Raw genomic sequence first — 18,895 nt, 5'->3', positions numbered from 1 at the left:
GCATGAAAGTGCCTGCAGTCCCGACAGCACCAGCTTTAGCAAGATGCGATCTGGTGTATGCATGGTAGAGATCACGACGCCGCGCGCACGTCTTGACGAAGTTTCTGCCCCGCTCGGTTTTGGAACGTTTGGAGCCCAGGATGGTTCGCCGATATTATGACCTACCCTCCCTGACAGCTCTCGCCGTCTTCGAAGCATCCGCCAGGCACTTGTCGTTCAAATTGGCGGCGGGAGAGCTGAATGTAACTCCCGGGGCGGTAAGCAGGCAGGTCAAGGCGGTCGAGGACGAACTTGGCGTTCAGCTGTTTGTAAGGCTGGGCTCGGGGGTGATGCTGACGAGTGCCGGCGAGGACCTCTATGGCGTCCTTGCGAGTGGCTTTTCGCGCGCAGCCGAAATTGTCCGTAACGTCAAGCGCGGCGATCGCTCCAAGAACGTCACGCTCGCCTGTTCTGACGCCTTTGCTACGATGTGGCTGATACCGCGTATGCCCGATTTCTGGACACGTTACGGCGAGATTGCAGTCGATCATCTGATCTCTGACAATCCGCGAGACTACCGGAGGGCCGAGGTAGAGTTGCGCATCCGATATGGGTTCGGCTCCTGGCCTGACGAGAACGCCGAGCTTCTTTTCGGCGAAACCATCTATCCGGTCTGCGGGGTGGAGTTTGCCAAAGCACATCGAGACGCGACGGCAGCATCCCTGCCGGATCTTCCCTTGCTGCATGTCGACTGGGTTGATCCGAACTGGGCGGGCTGGGACGAAGTCTTGCGACGTGCGGCCGTGCCCCACGGCCCGACCCGCGGCCGCCGATTCGGAAAATTCTTTGTAGCCATGCAGGCGGCTCAAGCCGACCAGGGCCTTGCCGTAGGCTGGCATCGCCTCGTGAAGTCACAGATAGACGAAGGCAAACTGGTCAGGCTGACCGAACTCGAACTCCCGGCTCCAGGAAGCTACTATCTCACCTGGAACGATAAGCGCACGCTTTCACCAGCTGCCGAAATCCTGCGAAGCTGGATCCGAGAAATCGCAATGCAGGAACGAGACAGCTAGAGTTCGTCCGTCCGGAGCGCTCCTCGTGTAGATTTTTACGGCGATGCTATTGCCAACTTCCATCGACAGGGTCCATCCGCGTTGAAGGCTGCGGGTCAGCGGTTACACTCCCTGTGATTGAGCCTCAAGGTGCCGACTTCCTACGAAGTCCGCGAGCAAGAGAGCAGCCCTCAAGAGCTTTTGGCGAGCCAACTGGCAAAGAGTCGGGCTTTCGAACCTGCCTTGGGATGGATTTTCAGATAAAATGCCCTGGGCGATGGAATATTGTCGGGCACAAGTGCGACCAGCCGTCCCTGATCCATCAGACTTTTGACCAATCCATCCCATCCCAAGACCGCCCCAATGTCATCCTGAGCGGCCTGGAGGGCAATCATGTAGTTGTTGACTGAAAACCTGCGGCCCTTTGGGATGGTGTGTCCAAGCGCTTGAAACCAGTCCGGCCAGTTCTCCCAGTCGGTATCCTCGTTATTCGTATGAATCAAAGGCGCCTTGAGCAGATCCTCAATCCGGCCAATGCCATGCTCAGCGGCGAATTTTGGCGTTCCCAGCGCGACGATGCGATCGTGAAAGAGTTTGTGGCACTCTTCGCGATTCTCCTGCGCATCACCGTATTGAATACTTAGATCGCAACGGATGGCGGCTCCGGGCACGTCGCTGACGATCTGCGAGACAGTGATGGTGGGATGGCTTTTCCAGAAGGTAGAAATCTTCGGTGTAAGCCAAAGCGAACTGACTGCCGTCGTTGTCCGGATGGTCACGTCAGCGGTTTCGGGGCGATCACGCATGTGAGTAACGGCGTCGGAAATCGTCTCTAGCCCGCGCTGCACCGCAACGAACAAGAACGCCCCTTTCTCAGTCAATTCGACACCACGGCTCCTGCGCAGGAACAGGCTGCATCCCAAGTCACCCTCAAGCGCCTTGATTTGGTGGCTGATGGCCGCGGGTGTCACGTTCAATTCCTGAGCGGCATTCTTGAAACTTGCATTTCGGGCAGCAGCCTCGAAGCAGATGAGAGCGGTCACCGAGGAGAGATCGTACGGTCTTGGCATCACAGCCCCTTCGGAACCGCTTGTTGGCCCATGGGAGCTCGCGGCGTGCAAGACATTAGCTGAACTAACTCGTGCTGAAAATTACTGCTGTTGCGCAAAAGGCGTTCAAGCCAGAAAATTTCATTTCAAATAAGCCTGCTATCCATGGAATTTCCGCATGAACGCCGCCTCGCCGACCATCCAAGAGCTGCTAGCACGTCGCGTCTCGGGCTATGCGCTCGAACAGCCGTTCTACACATCGCCGACGATTTACCAGCTCGACCTCGAGCACATCTTCTACCAGGAATGGCTCTACGCAGCCCCGGCGTGCCAGCTTGCCAAAGCTGGTAGCTATGTAACGATGCGCGTGGGTGCCTACGAGGTGATCGTCGTTCGAGGCCGCGATGGCGAAATCCGCGCCTTTCATAATTCCTGCCGGCATCGCGGGTCGCTGATCTGCAAGGCGCGCGAAGGCCAGGTGGCCAAGCTCGTTTGTCCCTATCACCAGTGGACCTATGAGCTCGATGGTAAGCTGATCTGGGCGAATGACATGGGCCCGGATTTCAATGCCTCAAAACATGGTTTGAAGCCCGTCAATCTTCGCAATCTCGATGGCCTGATCCACGTCTGCCTGTCCACCACTCCACCTGATTTCGATGCTTTCGCCCAGATGGCTCAGCCATATCTCGAAGTCCACGACCTTACGGATTCCAAAGTCGCGTACACGTCGACCATCATCGAAAAAGGCAATTGGAAGCTGGTGTGGGAGAACAACCGCGAATGCTATCATTGCAGCAGTAATCATCCGGCGCTGTGCCGCTCATTCCCGCTCGATCCCGAAGTCGCTGGCGTCCAAGCTGATGGGAAGGTATCGGCGAAGCTACAGGCGCATTTCGACCGCTGCGCTGGCGCCGGTGCGCCGGCGCAGTTCCAACTCGCCGGAGAGGGACAATACCGCCTGGCGCGTATGCCGCTTCAGGAAAAGGCCGTGAGCTATACGATGGACGGCAAGGCGGCCGTCGCCAAGAACCTTGGCCGGGTTGCGCCGCCCGACGCCGGCTCGCTCCTCATGTTCCATTATCCCTCTACATGGAACCACTTCCTGCCGGACCACTCCCTCACCTTCCGGGTGTTGCCGATCAGCGCCACTGAAACCGAAGTCACCACCACCTGGCTTGTGCACAAGGACGCGGTCGAAGGTGTGGACTACGACCTCAAGCGCCTGACCGAGGTCTGGATCGCGACCAATGACGAAGACCGCGAAATCGTTGAAAACAATCAGCTTGGGATACTCTCGCCGGCCTATACTCCTGGCCCCTATTCGCCCGGGCAGGAAAGCGGCGTGACGCAATTTGTCGATTGGTATGCAGCCTGGCTTGAGCGCGCCCTTGCGCCGCTTCAAGTTGCAGCGGAATGACCCGATGAGCGCATTCAGAAAACTCTCGTTCTGGACCGATGCAGAAGAGTTGGAATGCGTAACCCGTACTCCGGAAGCGCCGAATGTCGTGACCTTCAGCTTTCAGAGTCCGTCCGGCGCGCTGTTCAATCATGAACCGGGACAGTTCGTTACACTGGAACTGCCCGTTCCAGGGGGGCCGGTCTATCGCACATATACGATCTCGTCTTCGCCGTCGCGTCCGACTGCCCTGACCGTCACGGTCAAGGCGCAGGAAGGGTCCATCGGCACCAGATGGATGCTCGACAATTTGCGCAAAGGCGCGCTCATCAAGGCTATAGGGCCGACTGGGAAATTCTCGATCGTCCATCATCCGGTCGAGAAATACCTTTTCATCTCGGCCGGTTCCGGCATCACACCGATGGTGGCGATGACCACTTGGCTCTACGATTCCGGGCGCGAGCCGGACATCGTTTTCATTAACTGCGCGCGCCGCCCGTCCGACATCATTCTGCGCGACAGGATGGAACTCATGGCGTCGCGCATCGTCGGCATCGATCTCAAATGGGTCGTCGAAGAGGCAGATCCCTTCCGGTCCTGGACCGGCTACCGCGGGATGTTCAACCAGATCATGCTGGGCCTGATGGCGCAGGACTATCTGGACCGCGAGGTGTTCTGCTGCGGACCCGAGCCCTTCATGCGGGCCGTGCGCGAGGCCCTTGCGGGTCTCGGCTACGACATGAGCCGCTATCATCAGGAAAGCTTCCAGGCAGAGCCTCCAGATGCGGAGAATGTCCCCGAGGATGTGGTTCCGAATGAACAAAGCGTGGCCGAAATCCAGTTTGCCCTGTCCGGCATAGTCGCGAAGTGTACAGAGACGCATACGATCCTGTCCGCTGCGAAGGCCGCGGGGCTGGTGATTCCATCGGGCTGCTCCATGGGGATTTGCGGAACCTGCAAGATCCGAAAGATTGAAGGTCAGGTTCATATGGTGCATAACGGCGGCATCACCGAAGAGGAGATTGCCGAAGGGTATATTCTTGCGTGCTGCTCCAACCCGATCGGACGCGTGAAAGTCGACGCATAGCAGATAGCCGAGATCGGTCGATGGAATTGGGGATCGAGGCCAGAGTTTTCTACTTTGATTTCGATGCCCTCTTGTGATCTCGTCATATAGGCTCAGCAGGCCCAAAGCGGTCGAGTACAAGCGGAATATCTATCCTAGTAGTCGCGGAACTCCACCTCCGACTTCGCTTGAAGCCGGACCGTTGAGGCGATGAAGCTATTGATGATCTGCATGCCTCATCGGAACGGCAATCTTCTTGGCTGCCCCTCGGTCAATACCGGGTTTCGGCCAGCTCAGTGATGCGTTTGATCCACCAGCAGCGCCCAGAAAGCGAACAGCGGCGTATCCAGGGATCTCATTGCATGTTTGATGCCTGGCGGATTGTAGAATGATCCACCGATGCCCGGCGAAAACCACTCCTTGTCAGCCTGCCTGAACTCGGAATCCGAAAGCACGAGGTAGGTTTCTTCCGGCGGATGATTGTGGTCGGGATACCGGACGTGAGGAGCCATCAAAGTGACGCCGAGCCATAGATCGTTTCTGTCCTCGATGCCGCCCGGACCAAGGATCATCGCGTTGGCGTGACCGTCAGCGAAATTGCGGCTGGCAGACGGGGCGGGATTTGATTTCGGCCGCCATTCGAGCAGCGGCTCGATCGCCTTGAAGCGTTCGACCAAGTTGCGGAGCGTGGACGGGATCGTCTCTTCCGCCAACGCCGAGCCAAGATGAGAACAGACCGGCTTGCGGCTCCCGGCCTTGGTCCTTTCCAGTCCGGGAACTTCAGATTGGGCGAAGAGCTGGATGATCGATCTGCGCGATCGCAGGTCGTGTGAGAACTGGTCGAAGGCCACGAACGCGGTGTCGACAAAATATTGCAGGGCGTCACTTCTGTTCATCTCGCAGCCCTTGTTGTGCGCGTTCGTTGCCGGGTCAAATATCTTTCGCCAGTCGCAGTGCGTCGTAGATCGCGGCGTGGGTGTTGCGAGCTGAAACGGCATCGCCGATACGAAACAATTGGAATTGGCCTTGCGGGTTCCGCACCACCGACTGCGCTTGTCCGGCAATGAGCTCATCATGCGAAATCTCGCCGTGATTGGTCGATTTCGGTTTCAGCTCGAAATAGATGTCATCGAGCGGAATGGTGCCGTGGTTGACGACAACCTGGTCCACGACGCGCTGCCTGGATATGCCGCCGTAGTCGCTGCCGACATTTGCAATGAGCTGGTTGCCATTCTTTTCAACGGACTCGAGCCGATAGGTAACTGTGAAGGTCACATCGAGCTTTTGCAGGACCCGCATGTAGGGCACGAGGTTCATAGCCATCACCTCGGGGGAGAAGGACCGGTCCGGCGTCATGATCTCGACCTTCGCTCCCCCACCCGCGATGAATTCCGCGGCCTGGAGGGCGGCATGGTCGCCGGCGTCGTCGAAGATGAGGACATTGCTTCCCGGCTTTACGTCTCCGGAGATGATGTCCCATGAAGACACAACCAACTCGTTGCCCTTGGAAAGGACATCGGTGTGCGCCACCCCGCCCGTCGCGATGATGACGACATCAGGATTTTCCGCCTCGATGGTTTCGGCTTCTGCCCAGGCATTGAACTTGATGGTCACCCCGTATTTTTCGCACTGGGCCATGCGCCAGTCGATGATGCTCATCATCTCCTTGCGGCGCGGGCTCAGCGCTGTCAGGCGGATCTGTCCTCCCGGCCCGCTGGCGGCCTCGAAGACCACGACCTCGTGTCCCCGCTCGCCCGCCACGCGGGCCGCCTCTAGGCCGGCCGGACCTGCGCCGACCACGACAATTTTCTTGCGGGTTTCGGCCTTGGGGACGATGTGCGGCATGGTCAGTTCGCGGCCGGTTGCGGCGTTGTGAATGCAGTATGCCGCTCCGCCCTGATAGATACGGTCAAGGCAATAGTTGGCGCCCACGCAGGGCCTGATTTCGTCTTCACGCTTCTCGATGATCTTGCGCACGATGTGTGGGTCGGTCATGTGAGCGCGCGTCATGCCGATCATGTCGACCTTACCCGATGCAATCGCGTGGCGCGCCGTCGCTACATCCGGTATTTTCGCTGCATGGAAGGTTGGGAAGTTGGTAGCGGCACGAATCTCGCCGGCAAAATCAAGATGCGGCGCATTCGCCATTCCCTGGATCGGGATGACGTCCGTCAGGCCCGCATCGGTGTCGATATGGCCGCGGATCACGTTGAGGTAATCGACAAGTCCGCTTTCCTTGAGGCGCTTGGAGATTTCAATGCCCTCCGACTTGCCGGTGCCGCCGGGGAGACATTCATCCGCCGTATAGCGCACGCCCAGAATGAAGTCCTCGCCGACCCTTGAGCGGATCGCCTTCAAGACGTCCATGCAGAAGCGCATGCGGTTCTCAAGGGAACCGCCATAAGGGCCGTCAAGGTCGTTCATGAGAGGCGACGTGAACTGTTCGAGCAGGTGACCGTAGGCCTCGAGCTCGACGCCATCCATCCCGCCCGCCTTCATCCGCTCCGCGGCGTCCGCGAAGTCCTTGATGATGCGCTCGATATCCCAGTCTTCAATCTTCTTGGGAAATGCGCGGTGGGAGGCTTCACGATGATGGGACGGCGCCACGACGGGAAGCCAGTCGCCCTTGTCCCAGCGTGTACGCCGTCCAAGATGGGTTAGCTGGATCATGATGGCGGCGCCCTCTTCGTGCACCGCATCTGTCATTTGCCGGATCCACGGCACGATCTCGTCCTTGTAGGCGAGCAGGTTGTTGAAGACCGGGGGACTGTCCTTCGAGACGGCCGCGGACCCGGCTGTCATCGTCATCGCCACACCGCCCTTTGCCCGTTCCACCGTATAGGCAAGATAGCGTTCCTTCGGCATCCCATCCTCCGGATAGGCCGGCTCGTGGGAGGTCACGATGATGCGATTGCGCAGGGTCAAATGCTTGAGTTTGTAGGGTTGCAGAAGAGGATCGCTCGACATCTGACCGGCTCCGGGCTGGGAGGACAAGCGCGAACGCTAACCGGAAATGTACACACATGTCAAGTTTAGCTTCGGTAAGGTCGACAGAGTTGACATAGGTGTACATTTTGCTGGTTTTCAGTTTGACCTTTTGTTAGGCTGGTCGCTCATGGAGCAGATTTCGAACGATAGCGGATGGCGTGGATCGCCGGAGGGATGGCTTGAGGCCGCCTACGACCTGCTTCTGGAATCTGGCGTAGACACGGTGAGAATTTCGCCACTGGCCAAGAAGTTGGGCCTGTCACGCACCAGCTTCTATTGGTTCTTTAGGGATAGAGAAGAACTGTTGGCTGCCCTCGTAGCGCGTTGGCGCGACAAGAACACCGGCAGCCTCGTCAAGCAGGCCGAGGCGTATGCCGAGACGGTGGCCGAAGCGATGCTGAACGTTTTCGACTGCTGGCTCGACAAGTCCTTGTTCGATGCCCAGTTCGAATTCGCAGTCAGAAGCTGGGCGATTCAATCCCCTGACATTCTGGCGGAGGTCCAGAAAGCCGACCAGACGCGTCTCGACGCGATGAGCCAGATGTTCGTCCGCTTCGGTTACAAGGAAAGCTTGGCCGACGTTCGAGCGCGCACTGTCTACCTCGTGCAGATCGGCTACATCTCAATGCAGACCCGGGAAGATCTCACGGCCCGCATGAAGCGCATTCCCGGCTACGTGGAGATTTTTACAGGCGAGGCCCCGCAGCAGCGCGAGCTGGATCGGTTCTTCGCCAGACATGACTATTTGGCGGACTGAGGAAGAGTTGCGACAATGAGCAAACCCATGAGCATCGGGATAATTGGTGGAGGGGGCTGGCTTGGACGCGCCTTCGCCGAGGCCATTGTCGATGCGCAAATAGTTGCCGCAGAGCACCTCGCGCTCTCTTACAGAAGCGGGCAACCCGGCTTTCTGCCAAACGCTATCTGGACCAGGGACAATCAGGAACTGGTGGATCGATCTGATGTCATCATCGTCTCGGTCCGACCCCAGGATTGGCCTGCCATCGAGATTTCTGCGCCCGGCAAACTCGTGATGTCGGTCATGGCCGGGATTCCTCTCGACCAATTGGCTCGACGTCTCAAGACCGACCGCGTCGTCCGCACGCTTCCTAATGCAGCCGCAGAGGTGCGCAATTCCTACGCGCCCTGGATAGGCTCCCAAGGCGTCACCGTGGATGACCGCAATGTTATTCGCCGGATCCTGGAAGCCTGTGGCGCTGCCGACGAAGTCAAAACCGAAGCAGATATCGACTACATGACCGGCCTTACCGGATCCGGCCCGGCGTTTCCGGCGCTTTTGGCGGCGGCGATGATGGACGATGCCGTCGGTCGAGGAATAAGCCCGGACATTGCCCGAAGGAGCGTCAGCGCGGTGCTGATTGGAGCGGGAAAACTCATCGAGGCTCGCGCAGACAACCCCAAAGACATCGTCCAGACCTTCCTCGACTACCGCGGCACCACCGCAGCGGCAATCGAGGCCATGCGCGCAGCCGGGTTTGAAGCGGCCGTGGCAGACGGGCTTGCCGCAGCGTTTCAGAAATCCGTGACGATGGGACAGGCCACCTGACATGTGGCGCGAAACGGCCGTTTAGCTGCTAGCCATTGGCGGGCGGCTTTTTACGCAATGGCGGACATTGACTTCGACTAGGCGGAGGGACTGGTTTCGGGAACTCGCGAAGGGCGAAAGAACGACCGAAATGAGGCGCAAAGCTGCCGTTCGCGTCGTGATAGCTTTTCGGGCCAGACTCTCCCATTCCCTGCCGGTCTGTGCAGCACCGAGACACGCCCATCACGCCCGACACTGTAGAAAATATCGCATGCTCTCCGAGTGGGGGGAAAGGCGGTAGCGCTCTCCCGCTACCAGCCTACCTATAAGCTATTGAAATCACAACAAAAACATGAACCTTTGGTAGCGTCCTGTCCAAAAAATCTTCAATGATTTCAGGGTCAAGCCTGCTACCTTGTGGTGCCAACGAACGTCGCCAAGGCGCCAGACGCGGTCTTTGCCAAGGAGATGTTCTGATGTCGCCTTTGGGGCCGACAGCTGACTGACAGCTTTGGTGGACAGACACCACAAAGCTGCCATTTCTCACGCTGGCGCCGAACGACAGCTATTGGCCATAGCCGAGGTGGAGCACCGCACCCCAACGTGGAGGCTTCCGATCGCGGCTAAGCTATCCTCAATCAGCCGGTCGCCAGTTGAGCGTCGAGGGCCCGCTTGTAGGCGGGCCGCGCTTCGCCACGGGTCACATAGGCGGAGAGGTTCGGATATTCGTCCAGGATACCCGACGCTCTTAACCTGAGCAGCACCGAGACCATCATCAGGTCGCCCGCACTGAACGCACCATCGAGCCAGTTGGCCTTGTCAAGACGTCGGGACAGTTGGACAAGCCGATTGCGGATGCGATCCTGGACGAGAGCCAGGCGTTGCGCGGCCCAGGACTTGCCGCCTTCAAGGGACTTGGCGGTTACAAGTTCAAGGATCGGCGGCTCCAACGTATTGAGCGCGGCGAACATCCAGGTGATGGCGCGCGCCCGGGCATTGGCATCGTCCGGCAACAGGCCCGAATGGCGTTCCGCGATATGGAACACGATCGACCCGGTCTCGAACAACCCGAGATTGCCTTCTTCGTAGGTCGGAATTTGCCCGAAAGGATGAAGCGTCAGATGCACCGGCTCCTTCATCGCCTTGAACGAAACGAGGCGAACCTCGTAAGGTTGGCCCGCTTCCTCCAGCGCCCAGCGAACGCGCATGTCACGCGCCAGTCCCTTGCCGCCATCGGGCAACCGTTCAAAGGCGGTAATGGTGGCGGTCATCGTTTCTCTCGATATCTTTGTTTCCATCCCAAGGACGAACGACCGGCGCGTTTCACGATACTGACCCCCGAACTTTGCGGCTCGACCGCTACGCCAAGCCTCCACAAGCATTTCATGGTGTGTCCTGTTCCAATACGTTTGGGAGGACGACCTTGGGATGACCGCCCATCAACAGCTAAGACGGACCAATCCAGCGAAAGGATACGTCGCCGGCATCAGGATCTGCGCCGCGTGCTTGGATAGGCCCGAGGCGGACGGGAGCCGAAATTCGGGCGAGCACGGTTATGACAGAATTGCGGACGGATCGGATTTAGTTACATTCAACTTGCCCGAACGTGGTCCGGCATTTGGCAGTGGCCTCCTCGAGCCAGTTCTCCCGTTGCTGCTCGGAACTGCCGACAACTGGCCTGAACACATGTCGTTCATGTTCCAGAACCCCGCAATATGGGAGGACGCATCGTCCCCAGATCAGTCCGAGCGGATCACCGAGGTCATTCACCTCTCGCGTCGCATCGGTATCGGAAGTATTGAAGATAATGGCTTTCTTGATCGATAGGAGGCCTTCGGGCAACCCATCCGCGGTTTTCAGGCGATAGGCAACACCAGGAACCAGAACGCGATCGAGCCAGCCCGCCAGAATCGCAGGTGGCTTCCCCCACCAGTTCGGGTGGACGATCAGTAGACCATCCGCATTCGCGACTTGCGTCCGGTGCTGGAGCAAAACGCGATCCTCGGCGCGTGAAAGCGCTTTTTCCAGCGTGTCGCCGAGCGTGTAGGCCTCTTCCGCGGTTAGGCACGGATCGAAGCCTTCCATATAGAGATCGTGATGTTCGATTGCGTGGCCGTCGCCGATCAGCGCGTTGCGAACGCGTGCGGAAATTGCGTGGCAAAAGCTGTTGGCACGCGGGTGGGCTATGATGGAGAAGATGCGCACCGTTTACTCCTCGGCTGAGAGGCGCAGGAATTGAGGGACGGGCAACCCGAGCTACCTCGCCTTGGTTGCCGTGCCGACATTGTCGATACCGCACGAGAGAACGACAGATAAATGTTCATTTATGGCCAATGACGGCAAGGGTCAAAGGTTGCGCTGCAGTTGCCGCCAGGATCGGATCGGTGCAGATCCGCGCATCTGCCGGCGACGTATCCTTTCGCTCAGTTCGTCCGTCTTAGCTGTTGTTGGGCGCGGTCATCCTGAACGTCGCCCTCCACAACGAATTGGAGCGTGACAATGAACAGCAAGCAGAGTTCAGCGAACAAGATACACTACGAAAAGCTCGCCGAGGCCTGGCGCAACGGTCGGGAATTGCCGCCGGAAGTCTCCGAGTGGTCTGTCTTGACGGCAGAACCGGGCGGCGTCGATTACATCGAGACCAAACTCGGCGACAAGACCGCGCTTTGGGTTCAGCCAAAAGCGGCGGCCAAGGATCGGGTCATGCTTTACCTGCACGGCGGTGGCTATGTCGGCGGATCGATCTGGACCCATCGCAAGATGGTCGGACACCTCGCCAAGGCGATCGGCTGTTACGCTCTGCTCGCCACCTACGACTTCGTTTTCCAGAGCAAGTTTCCGCGCCAAATCGAGCAGGCCGTGACCGCGTTCGAGTGGCTCGCCGAGCAAGGTATCGCGCCGAAGCACACCATAGCTGCAGGCGATTCCGCTGGCGCTGGCCTGATCGTTGCGGCCGCGATGAAACTCCGCGATGCGGGACGTCCGCTGCCCGCAGCTATCCTCAGCATCTCTGGCTGGCTCGATTTTTCGGCGAGCGGGCTCTCTTATGAAGCCAATCGCGAGAAGGACGCCTTCTTCCAGAAGGCGGCCGTGGATATGCTGGCATCGCAAGTCCTTGCAGGGACCGATCCCAGGAATCCACTCGCCAGCCCGATCTTTGCCGATCTGAAGGGCCTGCCGCCGATCTATCTGCAAGTGGGTGGAGACGAAACCCTGCTCGACGACAGCCGGGCGCTTGCCGACCGCGCAAAAGCCGCCGGCGTCGAGGTGCGCCTGGACGTATTTCCGGGGATGCTGCACTCCTTCCAGATGATGGCCGGCCGCGCTCCCGAAGCCGACGACGCGATAGCGCGGTTGGCACAATGGGTTCGCCCCAAGCTCGGTCTGGCCGCAACCGCGGCAACACGCGCTGAAGGTCAGGAGGTTGCATGACTCGCAAATTGAAAGTGGGGAGCTTCGTCTCGCTCGACGGCGTGATCGAGAACCCGATGACGATCGCGGGGTCGTATTTCGATGAAGAGGCGAAGGAATATTCGTACGAAGCTTTGGTCGATGTCGAGTTCCTACTGCTCGGTCGTGTTGCTTACGAGATGTTCGCCTCGCGTCCGGAGACGAGAGGTGACAAATACGCAGATCGCCTCAACGGCATGAAGAAGCTCGTCGCCTCCCGAACGCTCAAGAAGACGGCGTGGAACGCCTCGTTGATAAGGGGCGACGTTGCTGCCGAGCTTGCAAGGATCAAGCAACAGCCGGGCGGCAACATCGTGAAATACGGCATCACCAACCTCGATCGGACCCTCCTCGCCGCGGGCCTTGTCGATGAGTATCAGATTTGGGTGATCCCCAAGGTGGTCGGCGAGGGCAAGCGCGCATTTGAAGACGTTGACAACGATCTCGTCCGCCTGAAGCTTGTCGATACGCATCGCTTCGAGAATGGGGTCATGGTTCTCACCTATGTTCCTCAATGACGCTAATATGTGGCAGGTGAAGGACATGCCTGGGCGACCGATCGGCCTATTCGACGCGCAGTATCGAGCCTTCCTCGAGACAGTGTCGGGCGTCCGCGCGCAACTGCATCGCTATTGCACCCGCATGACCGGCTCGCGGCTCGACGGCGAGGATCTCATGCAGGAGACGCTGTTCGAGGCCTACACGAAGATCGAGACCCTCGACGATGTCAGCAGGCTGAAACCCTGGTTGTTTCGCATCGCTCACAATCGCTGCATTGACTTTGTGAGGCGGCGCCTTGCGCGCGAGCGAGCGGAAAGCGCCTATTCGGACGACATCGGCGTCATCGCTGCAGAGCCAGCGACCACTGATGCCCATCGCGCCGTCGAACGGCTGGTCGGTCACCTGCCGCCCAAGGAGCGCGCCTGCGTGCTCTTGAAGGATGTGTTCGACTACTCGCTGGAAGAGACCGCAGAACTCGTGGGCTCGACGGTCGGCGGCGTCAAATCCGCGCTCTCCCGTGGACGGGTGAAGCTCGCCGGCTTGCCCGCTGAACCTGCCGGTGAACCGAGCCGTCCGCTTGATCCCGACACCGCGCGGCTCTTGCAGCGCTATGTCGACCTCTTCAACCGCCATGACTGGGATGGCGTGCGGAGCCTCACAAGTGCCGATGCCCGGTTGCGGGTCGCCGACTGCTTCGATGGCCTGCTCAGAAGCTCTCCCTATTTCGTCGAATACGAGCAAAATCCACAGACGTGGACCATGACGTCGGGGGCGATCGACGGAGAACCTGTCCTGTTCGTGCTCTTCCAGCGAGGCGACCAGTGGCAGGTCGGGTGGCCGGTTCGTGTCCATGTCGCCGGCCGCCTCATCGACCGCATCGAAGACTATTATGCCTGCCCGTGGGTCGTTGGAAACGCCTCGGAGTCCGACTTGACGCTCACGCCTGGGCCAGTTGTCTTGCGAGGAGCATGAGGCGACGATTCCTCACTCTGGCTCGGCGGAGTTATTATGATGAGTCCTCAACGGAAAATAGTGGCCTGCCTCGGATCGAGCAGCACGGCGGGCAAGGGCCAGGCATTCGATTGGATCGCAGAGCTCCGCCGGCGGCCGGGCTACGGGCAATTTGAGTTCCGGAATTTCGGCGTCGGCGGCGACCTGGCCTATAACGCGCTGCAGCGGCTGCCGGACGTGCTCGCCTGTCGCCCCGGCAAGGTCATCGTCTGGGTCGGCGGGAACGACGTTCTCGCGCTCGTGTCCCGCAAAGTGCGGCGGTTCTTTACGTTATGGAAGCGCCTTTCTCGCACGCCGTCGCCTGATTGGCTCCACGAGAATCTGGCCGAGACAGCACGCAGGCTGAAGCGCGGGACGGCGGCGGACATCGGCCTTTGCTCGCTCCCTCCGATAGGAGAAGCGCCGGATTCGGACGACCCGGTCCAGAGCGAGCTCAACCGGCGGATCAAGGAATATTCTGCGATCTGGCGGCCATCGCGCACAAGGAACGCTGCGGCTATGTCCCGCTCCATGAGGCGCTCACCGAGGCGGTTCGCGCCTCGCCTGGCCGGGCCTACACGGCGTTCAACCTTTCTTCCATTCTATCGCGATGCTTTTCGCGTACTGGTGCTGCGGCAGCGTCCGGATGATGTCGCCCGCGTAAATGGCTGGCTATTTCACACCGACGGCGTGCACTTGAACAGCCGGGCAGGGCTGATTGTGGCGGATCGCCTACAGAAATTCGTTCAGGCCTGAACCCTGAGCGGCAAGGCTGTATCCGATTTGCGCACCTATCTGAATGTCTTATCGCGCAGGCTGGCGGCCGGTTTATCGACCTAGCAACATCGCCACGCGCGATGCCAGAAGTTTAACGACGAACCCTGGAGGATAACCCCGGTGGCTCGGCACGTCGTCAGGAATGACATCGCTGTCCGACTTGAACTTCGTGCAAATCCGCAGCTGCGGTGGCGGGAGTTCTCCATGAAACCGCGCTCTGTATGCCGAGACCCAATGCGGACCTCTATCGAAATTCATGAACATCGCTGAATTGCAGCACATGGCGATGACCCTGTTCGTGGCTGAAGTTTCCTTAAGCTTATAACCCCTCAGCAATTCGGCCCCCTTGGAGCACTCGATGCGGTCCTTTCGATAGAGGATGTATGCGGTGCCGCCATCGGGATCGCGCACGGCGCCAGCACCTGGCAAAGCTTCGATCTGGTCAGCTCCCTTCTGGCAGTCGTCGCAGTAGCAGACACTGCTCACGATTGGCCTGCCGAACGCTTTGAGTTCGACGCCACCGCAAGAGCATGTTGCGGTCATGATAGGTAAGCGCGTCATCTGCTCGTGATCATCATGCGATTGCCCTCGCTGTCCCGAAACTCCGCGATCGTGCGCGCCGGTTGCCATGGCGCGGGGCGCGGTTCTGCTATGATCTCGGCGCCTCGCGATTTGAGTCTCTGAACGGTGACTTCGATTTCGTTGTCAACCAGCACGAGGACGGGCCCCTCAGATGGTGTTTCGTCCTTGCGCCTTAGGAAGTGGAGGGTGGTTTCGGCCCCTGGAAATCCGAGTTCGATCCATCGCCACCTATCATTGCCCATTGGCTGATCGGCGACGACGCGGCAGTTCAGGTGATCGATGTAGAACGCCTTGGCGCGTTCCTGGTCGAACACTGGAAGCTCCGCGAACTGGACGTGCATCGTCGATCTCCCCATTGCATCTCGGGCCAAATCAAACTAGACGGTCCAGTACTATGAGTCAATCGGCAGCAGACACGCCAGGAGCATGACCACGACGCGTTCAGCAGGTGCTTCACAAGAACTAGAACCGCACGGACGGTCGGCGAAAAAGCGGCGGGCCATCCTCAATGCGGCTACAGAGATGTTTCTGCAAAAGGGCTATCTGGCCACCAATATGGACGAGATCGCGGCGCTTGCGGCGGTGTCGAAACAGACCGTCTACAAGAACTTTCCGAGCAAGGAGACGCTGTTCGTAGAGATCGTAAGCAGCGTGACCAATCGAGCCAGCGATAGGGTCCACACTGAAATGCCGGACCTCGCCGAGGGCGAAGATGTTGCCGAATATCTTCGGCGCTATGCGTACCGACAGCTTGCCACCGTGCTCACGCCGCGCGTCATGCAGCTACGCCGTTTGGTAATCGGTGAGGTCGGCCGCTTCCCGGAACTGGCAAAGGCGCTCTTCGATGGCGGACCCAGGCGCGCAATGACGGCGATGGCAGTGTTGTTCGAGCGTTTGGCTGATCGCGGCCTGCTTGCGATCGATGATCCGGCCGTCGCCGCTTCCCAGTTCAATTGGTTGATTATGGGCGAGCCATTGAACAGGGCCATGCTGTTGGGTGACGAATCGATTCCGAAACCGGCGAAGCTTCGACGGCACGCCGCAGCCGGCGTGCGGGTGTTCCTTGCGTCATACGGCAAGTGAGGCACGCCACGCCGGCGGGCGAATGCCGGGCGCAACCGTGCGCACCGCTCGGGGGTGCTTGACGGTCGTTTTCGGTCCAGCGGGTCGCGGCTTGTTGCGGCGGCTGGCCCTGAGCGGACGTACTCTGAAGCGCGCGTGTTGCGGTGACGCCGCCGGCATTTCTCCCCAGGTCTCTATCGACGGGGTCGCGGGTGCAACAATCTGTTGCACAACTCTGCTATCTGTAACGCCCATGCCTGACCCGAACTTCCTCACTCCTGAAGAAGTCATCGCTCGCTATCGCGGACAGGTAAGCGAAGGGACTTTTCGAAACTGGCGTTGCTTGCGGATCGGGCCATCCTTCCTCAAGATCGGCAAAGCAATCCTCTATCCGAGCGGCGAGTTGGATCGCTGGGAAAAATCGATCCTCGTCGTCTGCAAACCCACACGCGACCTGCCGCAGGAAAAGACGGCACCGAGGCGGTTCATTCGGCCCGAGAGCCGTTGGTTAGAGAAATATGCGTTCGGAATCCGTGGTTGGTGACTCGATACATGCGCCAGTTAACGGCACCACCTTTCCGGAAGACGTTACAAGCGATTGATAAATAAGATGAATATGGCCACAGTGGTTCGATGCATAAACATCCCGCTCGACACCCTACGACCATTGTGGATCACGACTGCTCACGCCTCGATCCAATTTCCACCGTCAGCCCGAAGCCGCCCGGACCGGTTGGCTCTTCGGCTGGCGCGCTGAAAGTAGGGCAACGAATTGATCCACGGCCTGCCCGGCCCGCGCCAGAACCAGCGAATCTACGAGCTTGCCGTCGGCAAAGTCGCTGTCACTGCCATAGACGGCGCTCGGCACCGTCAGGGCGGAGTAAAAGCCAAACAGCGGGCGAAGCTGATGTTCGACCACCAGCGCGTGGCGCTGGCCACCACCCGTCGCGCCGATCAGGACCGGCCGGTCGACGAGCGCCAGTGGGTCGATGAGGTCGAACAGATGCTTGAACAGGCCAGCATAGGAGCCGTTGTAGACCGGCGTCGTGACGATCAGCGCGTCGGCCTGTTCGACCGCGTTTACCACATTCAGCGCCTCCGGCGTCAATTCCTTTCGCGTAAACGCAGCACCCAGACCACGGCCGGCATCGACAAGATCGAGGAAATTTAGCGTGACGGACAATTTTTCGCGCAGCGCCTCGCCGAGATGATGCGCCAGCGTCCGCGACTTCGACGGCCTGTGAGTGTTGCCCGAAAGCACGACGATGTTCTGGCGCAGCCGTTCGACATGGAAATTCATGGGCTCTCTCATCTGTCCGAAACGATTGGGAAGTCGTCGGGCGGGGCCAACCGCAGCGAAGCCCCGCCGTTCCTCGGCTGACCGTCATGCGGCGCGCAGAGGCCGCGTCAGCGGGATGGGTGCTGCCGTCTCCGAACGCGGCACACGGCCTTCGACCGGATGGCTCGGATCATTGAACCCATGCGTCGAGGCATGGCCGGCGGCTACGAGACGGTCGACAAAGGCCTCATCCTCGGCGCTCAGCTTGAAGTCCAGTGCCTTGGCGTAGCTGTCCCACTGTTCCTCGGTACGCGGACCGGCGATCGCCGCTGTGATCAACCGGTTGTTGAGCACCCAGGCCAGCGCGAAATCGGCCGCCGCGACGCCGCGCGACTTTGCGTGCGCCGCGATCTGCCTGGCGATCTCGATCGATTCCGGACGCCACTCGGTCTCGGCGATGCGCTTGTCTCCACGCCCAGCCCGCGTGTCGGCGGCAGGCGCCTGGTTCGGCTCGTATTTGCCGGTCAGCACGCCGCGCGCCAGCGGGCTGTAGGAGACGACGCCAAGACCATAGTAGGCAGCTGCCGGCAGCTGCTCGGCCTCCGCGGTGCGGTTGACGATGTTGTAGAGCGGCTGGCTGGCCACCGGCCGGTCGATGCCAAGTTCATCGGCCAGATGCGCGACTTCGGCGATGCGCCAGCCACGGAAGTTCGAGACGCCGAAATAGCGCAATTTGCCCTGGCGGATCAGGTCGGCGATTGCCCGCACCGGCTCCTCAAGCGGCGCATCGAAGACGGCACGGTGGAAGTAGAAGAGGTCGATGTAATCCGTTCCGAGGCGCCGCAGGCTGTTCTCGACCGTCTGGATCACCCATTTGCGTGAATGGCCGCCGAGATTGGGACCTTTGTCATGCGAGTTGACGAATTTGGTCGCCACAACCCAATGATCGCGCGTCGCCTTGATGCCGCGGCCGACGACTTCCTCGGACTTGCCGTTGTGGTAGACGTCGGCGGTGTCGATGAAATTGATGCCTTGCTCACGCGCCTTGTCGATGATGCGGTGCGCGACATTTTCTTCGGTCGGCCCGCCGAACATCATCGTGCCGAGGCTGAGCGGCGAAACCTTCAGCGCGCTGCGGCCAAGATAGCGGTAGTCGGACATTGTTCTGCTCCGTTGAA

The 18,895-nt window shown here is 59.6% G+C and carries 20 protein-coding genes; 11 read left to right on the top strand and 9 right to left on the bottom strand.

The features are described 5' to 3' along the window. The first annotated feature begins 92 nt into the window (after positions 1–92). The gene (locus tag NKI19_RS01560) at positions 93–1,052 is read left to right on the top strand and encodes a LysR substrate-binding domain-containing protein (RefSeq protein ID WP_352565103.1); all 960 of its coding nucleotides are present in this window, start codon (positions 93–95) and stop codon (positions 1,050–1,052) included. 170 nt (positions 1,053–1,222) lie between these two features. Here the strand turns inward: NKI19_RS01560 and NKI19_RS01555 are convergent, their stop codons facing one another. After that, on the bottom strand, positions 1,223–2,101 hold the full coding sequence (locus tag NKI19_RS01555) for a LysR family transcriptional regulator (protein WP_352565101.1): 879 nt from the start codon (positions 2,099–2,101) through the stop codon (positions 1,223–1,225). Positions 2,102–2,258: 157 nt separating this feature from the next. Between NKI19_RS01555 and NKI19_RS01550 the strand changes: the two genes are divergently transcribed. Both NKI19_RS01550 and NKI19_RS01545 read left to right on the top strand, forming a co-directional pair. Continuing rightward, positions 2,259–3,497 carry an aromatic ring-hydroxylating oxygenase subunit alpha gene (locus tag NKI19_RS01550; RefSeq protein ID WP_352565099.1) on the top strand — a complete coding sequence of 413 codons (1,239 nt, stop codon included), beginning with the start codon at positions 2,259–2,261 and terminating at the stop codon, positions 3,495–3,497. Positions 3,498–3,501: 4 nt separating this feature from the next. Continuing rightward, entirely contained in the window at positions 3,502–4,563 is a 1,062-nt protein-coding gene (locus tag NKI19_RS01545) for an FAD-binding oxidoreductase (RefSeq protein WP_352565097.1), read from the top strand. A 272-nt stretch (positions 4,564–4,835) separates the two neighbouring features. Here the strand turns inward: NKI19_RS01545 and NKI19_RS01540 are convergent, their stop codons facing one another. After that, positions 4,836–5,438 (bottom strand): dimethylsulfoniopropionate lyase, encoded by a 603-nt coding sequence (locus NKI19_RS01540; RefSeq protein ID WP_352565174.1) that lies wholly within the window; start codon positions 5,436–5,438, stop codon positions 4,836–4,838. A gap of 34 nt (positions 5,439–5,472) precedes the next feature. Further along, on the bottom strand, positions 5,473–7,509 hold the full coding sequence (locus tag NKI19_RS01535) for an oxidoreductase (RefSeq protein WP_352565095.1): 2,037 nt from the start codon (positions 7,507–7,509) through the stop codon (positions 5,473–5,475). A gap of 148 nt (positions 7,510–7,657) precedes the next feature. Between NKI19_RS01535 and NKI19_RS01530 the strand changes: the two genes are divergently transcribed. Then, positions 7,658–8,287 carry a TetR/AcrR family transcriptional regulator gene (locus tag NKI19_RS01530; protein WP_352565094.1) on the top strand — a complete coding sequence of 210 codons (630 nt, stop codon included), beginning with the start codon at positions 7,658–7,660 and terminating at the stop codon, positions 8,285–8,287. Between the two features lie 15 nt (positions 8,288–8,302). After that, on the top strand, positions 8,303–9,097 hold the full coding sequence (locus NKI19_RS01525) for a pyrroline-5-carboxylate reductase family protein (protein WP_352565093.1): 795 nt from the start codon (positions 8,303–8,305) through the stop codon (positions 9,095–9,097). A gap of 617 nt (positions 9,098–9,714) precedes the next feature. Here NKI19_RS01525 and NKI19_RS01520 read toward each other — a convergent pair. Both NKI19_RS01520 and NKI19_RS01515 read right to left on the bottom strand, forming a co-directional pair. Next, positions 9,715–10,347, bottom strand: a complete 633-nt coding sequence (locus tag NKI19_RS01520) for a glutathione S-transferase family protein (protein ID WP_352565091.1) — start codon at positions 10,345–10,347, stop codon at positions 9,715–9,717. 310 nt (positions 10,348–10,657) lie between these two features. Beyond that, positions 10,658–11,281, bottom strand: coding sequence for an NAD(P)H-dependent oxidoreductase (locus NKI19_RS01515; protein WP_352565089.1), 624 nt, complete (start codon positions 11,279–11,281; stop codon positions 10,658–10,660). A gap of 294 nt (positions 11,282–11,575) precedes the next feature. Between NKI19_RS01515 and NKI19_RS01510 the strand changes: the two genes are divergently transcribed. Genes NKI19_RS01510 through NKI19_RS01495 form a run of 4 tightly spaced genes read left to right on the top strand, consistent with a single transcriptional unit; the run spans position 11,576 to position 14,773 of the window. Next, the gene (locus tag NKI19_RS01510) at positions 11,576–12,508 is read left to right on the top strand and encodes an alpha/beta hydrolase (RefSeq protein ID WP_352565088.1); all 933 of its coding nucleotides are present in this window, start codon (positions 11,576–11,578) and stop codon (positions 12,506–12,508) included. 14 nt (positions 12,509–12,522) lie between these two features. Next, positions 12,523–13,044 (top strand): dihydrofolate reductase family protein, encoded by a 522-nt coding sequence (locus tag NKI19_RS01505; RefSeq protein ID WP_352565086.1) that lies wholly within the window; start codon positions 12,523–12,525, stop codon positions 13,042–13,044. A 25-nt stretch (positions 13,045–13,069) separates the two neighbouring features. Beyond that, positions 13,070–13,999 (top strand): sigma-70 family RNA polymerase sigma factor, encoded by a 930-nt coding sequence (locus NKI19_RS01500; protein ID WP_352565084.1) that lies wholly within the window; start codon positions 13,070–13,072, stop codon positions 13,997–13,999. 36 nt (positions 14,000–14,035) lie between these two features. Then, positions 14,036–14,773: an SGNH/GDSL hydrolase family protein gene (locus NKI19_RS01495; RefSeq protein WP_352565082.1), complete on the top strand. Its 738-nt coding sequence runs from the start codon at positions 14,036–14,038 to the stop codon at positions 14,771–14,773. A gap of 72 nt (positions 14,774–14,845) precedes the next feature. On the opposite strand, the gene NKI19_RS32805 is transcribed toward NKI19_RS01495, so the two are convergent. Both NKI19_RS32805 and NKI19_RS01490 read right to left on the bottom strand, forming a co-directional pair. Beyond that, positions 14,846–15,337: a GFA family protein gene (locus tag NKI19_RS32805; protein WP_502899222.1), complete on the bottom strand. Its 492-nt coding sequence runs from the start codon at positions 15,335–15,337 to the stop codon at positions 14,846–14,848. Between the two features lie 14 nt (positions 15,338–15,351). Next, positions 15,352–15,717, bottom strand: a complete 366-nt coding sequence (locus tag NKI19_RS01490) for a VOC family protein (protein ID WP_352565081.1) — start codon at positions 15,715–15,717, stop codon at positions 15,352–15,354. Between the two features lie 85 nt (positions 15,718–15,802). Between NKI19_RS01490 and NKI19_RS01485 the strand changes: the two genes are divergently transcribed. Together NKI19_RS01485 and NKI19_RS01480 are read left to right on the top strand one after the other, a co-directional pair. Continuing rightward, positions 15,803–16,459: a TetR/AcrR family transcriptional regulator gene (locus NKI19_RS01485; protein ID WP_352565079.1), complete on the top strand. Its 657-nt coding sequence runs from the start codon at positions 15,803–15,805 to the stop codon at positions 16,457–16,459. A gap of 232 nt (positions 16,460–16,691) precedes the next feature. Continuing rightward, positions 16,692–16,982 carry a DNA-binding protein gene (locus tag NKI19_RS01480; protein WP_352565078.1) on the top strand — a complete coding sequence of 97 codons (291 nt, stop codon included), beginning with the start codon at positions 16,692–16,694 and terminating at the stop codon, positions 16,980–16,982. A gap of 165 nt (positions 16,983–17,147) precedes the next feature. Here NKI19_RS01480 and msuE read toward each other — a convergent pair whose 3' ends face one another. Both msuE and NKI19_RS01470 read right to left on the bottom strand, forming a co-directional pair. Further along, complete coding sequence (gene msuE, locus NKI19_RS01475; RefSeq protein WP_352565076.1) at positions 17,148–17,738, bottom strand: FMN reductase; 591 nt, start codon at positions 17,736–17,738, stop codon at positions 17,148–17,150. Positions 17,739–17,822: 84 nt separating this feature from the next. Next, a complete protein-coding gene (locus NKI19_RS01470; protein ID WP_352565074.1) occupies positions 17,823–18,878 on the bottom strand; it encodes an aldo/keto reductase in 1,056 nt (351 codons plus the stop codon). Between the last annotated feature and the right edge of the window lie 17 nt (positions 18,879–18,895).

The organism is Mesorhizobium sp. M0751, from assembly GCF_040320265.1.
Classification (GTDB): Bacteria; Pseudomonadota; Alphaproteobacteria; order Rhizobiales; family Rhizobiaceae; genus Mesorhizobium.
The sequence above is the reverse complement of the archived record's forward strand: the minus strand, read 5'-3'. Positions and strand labels throughout refer to the sequence as shown.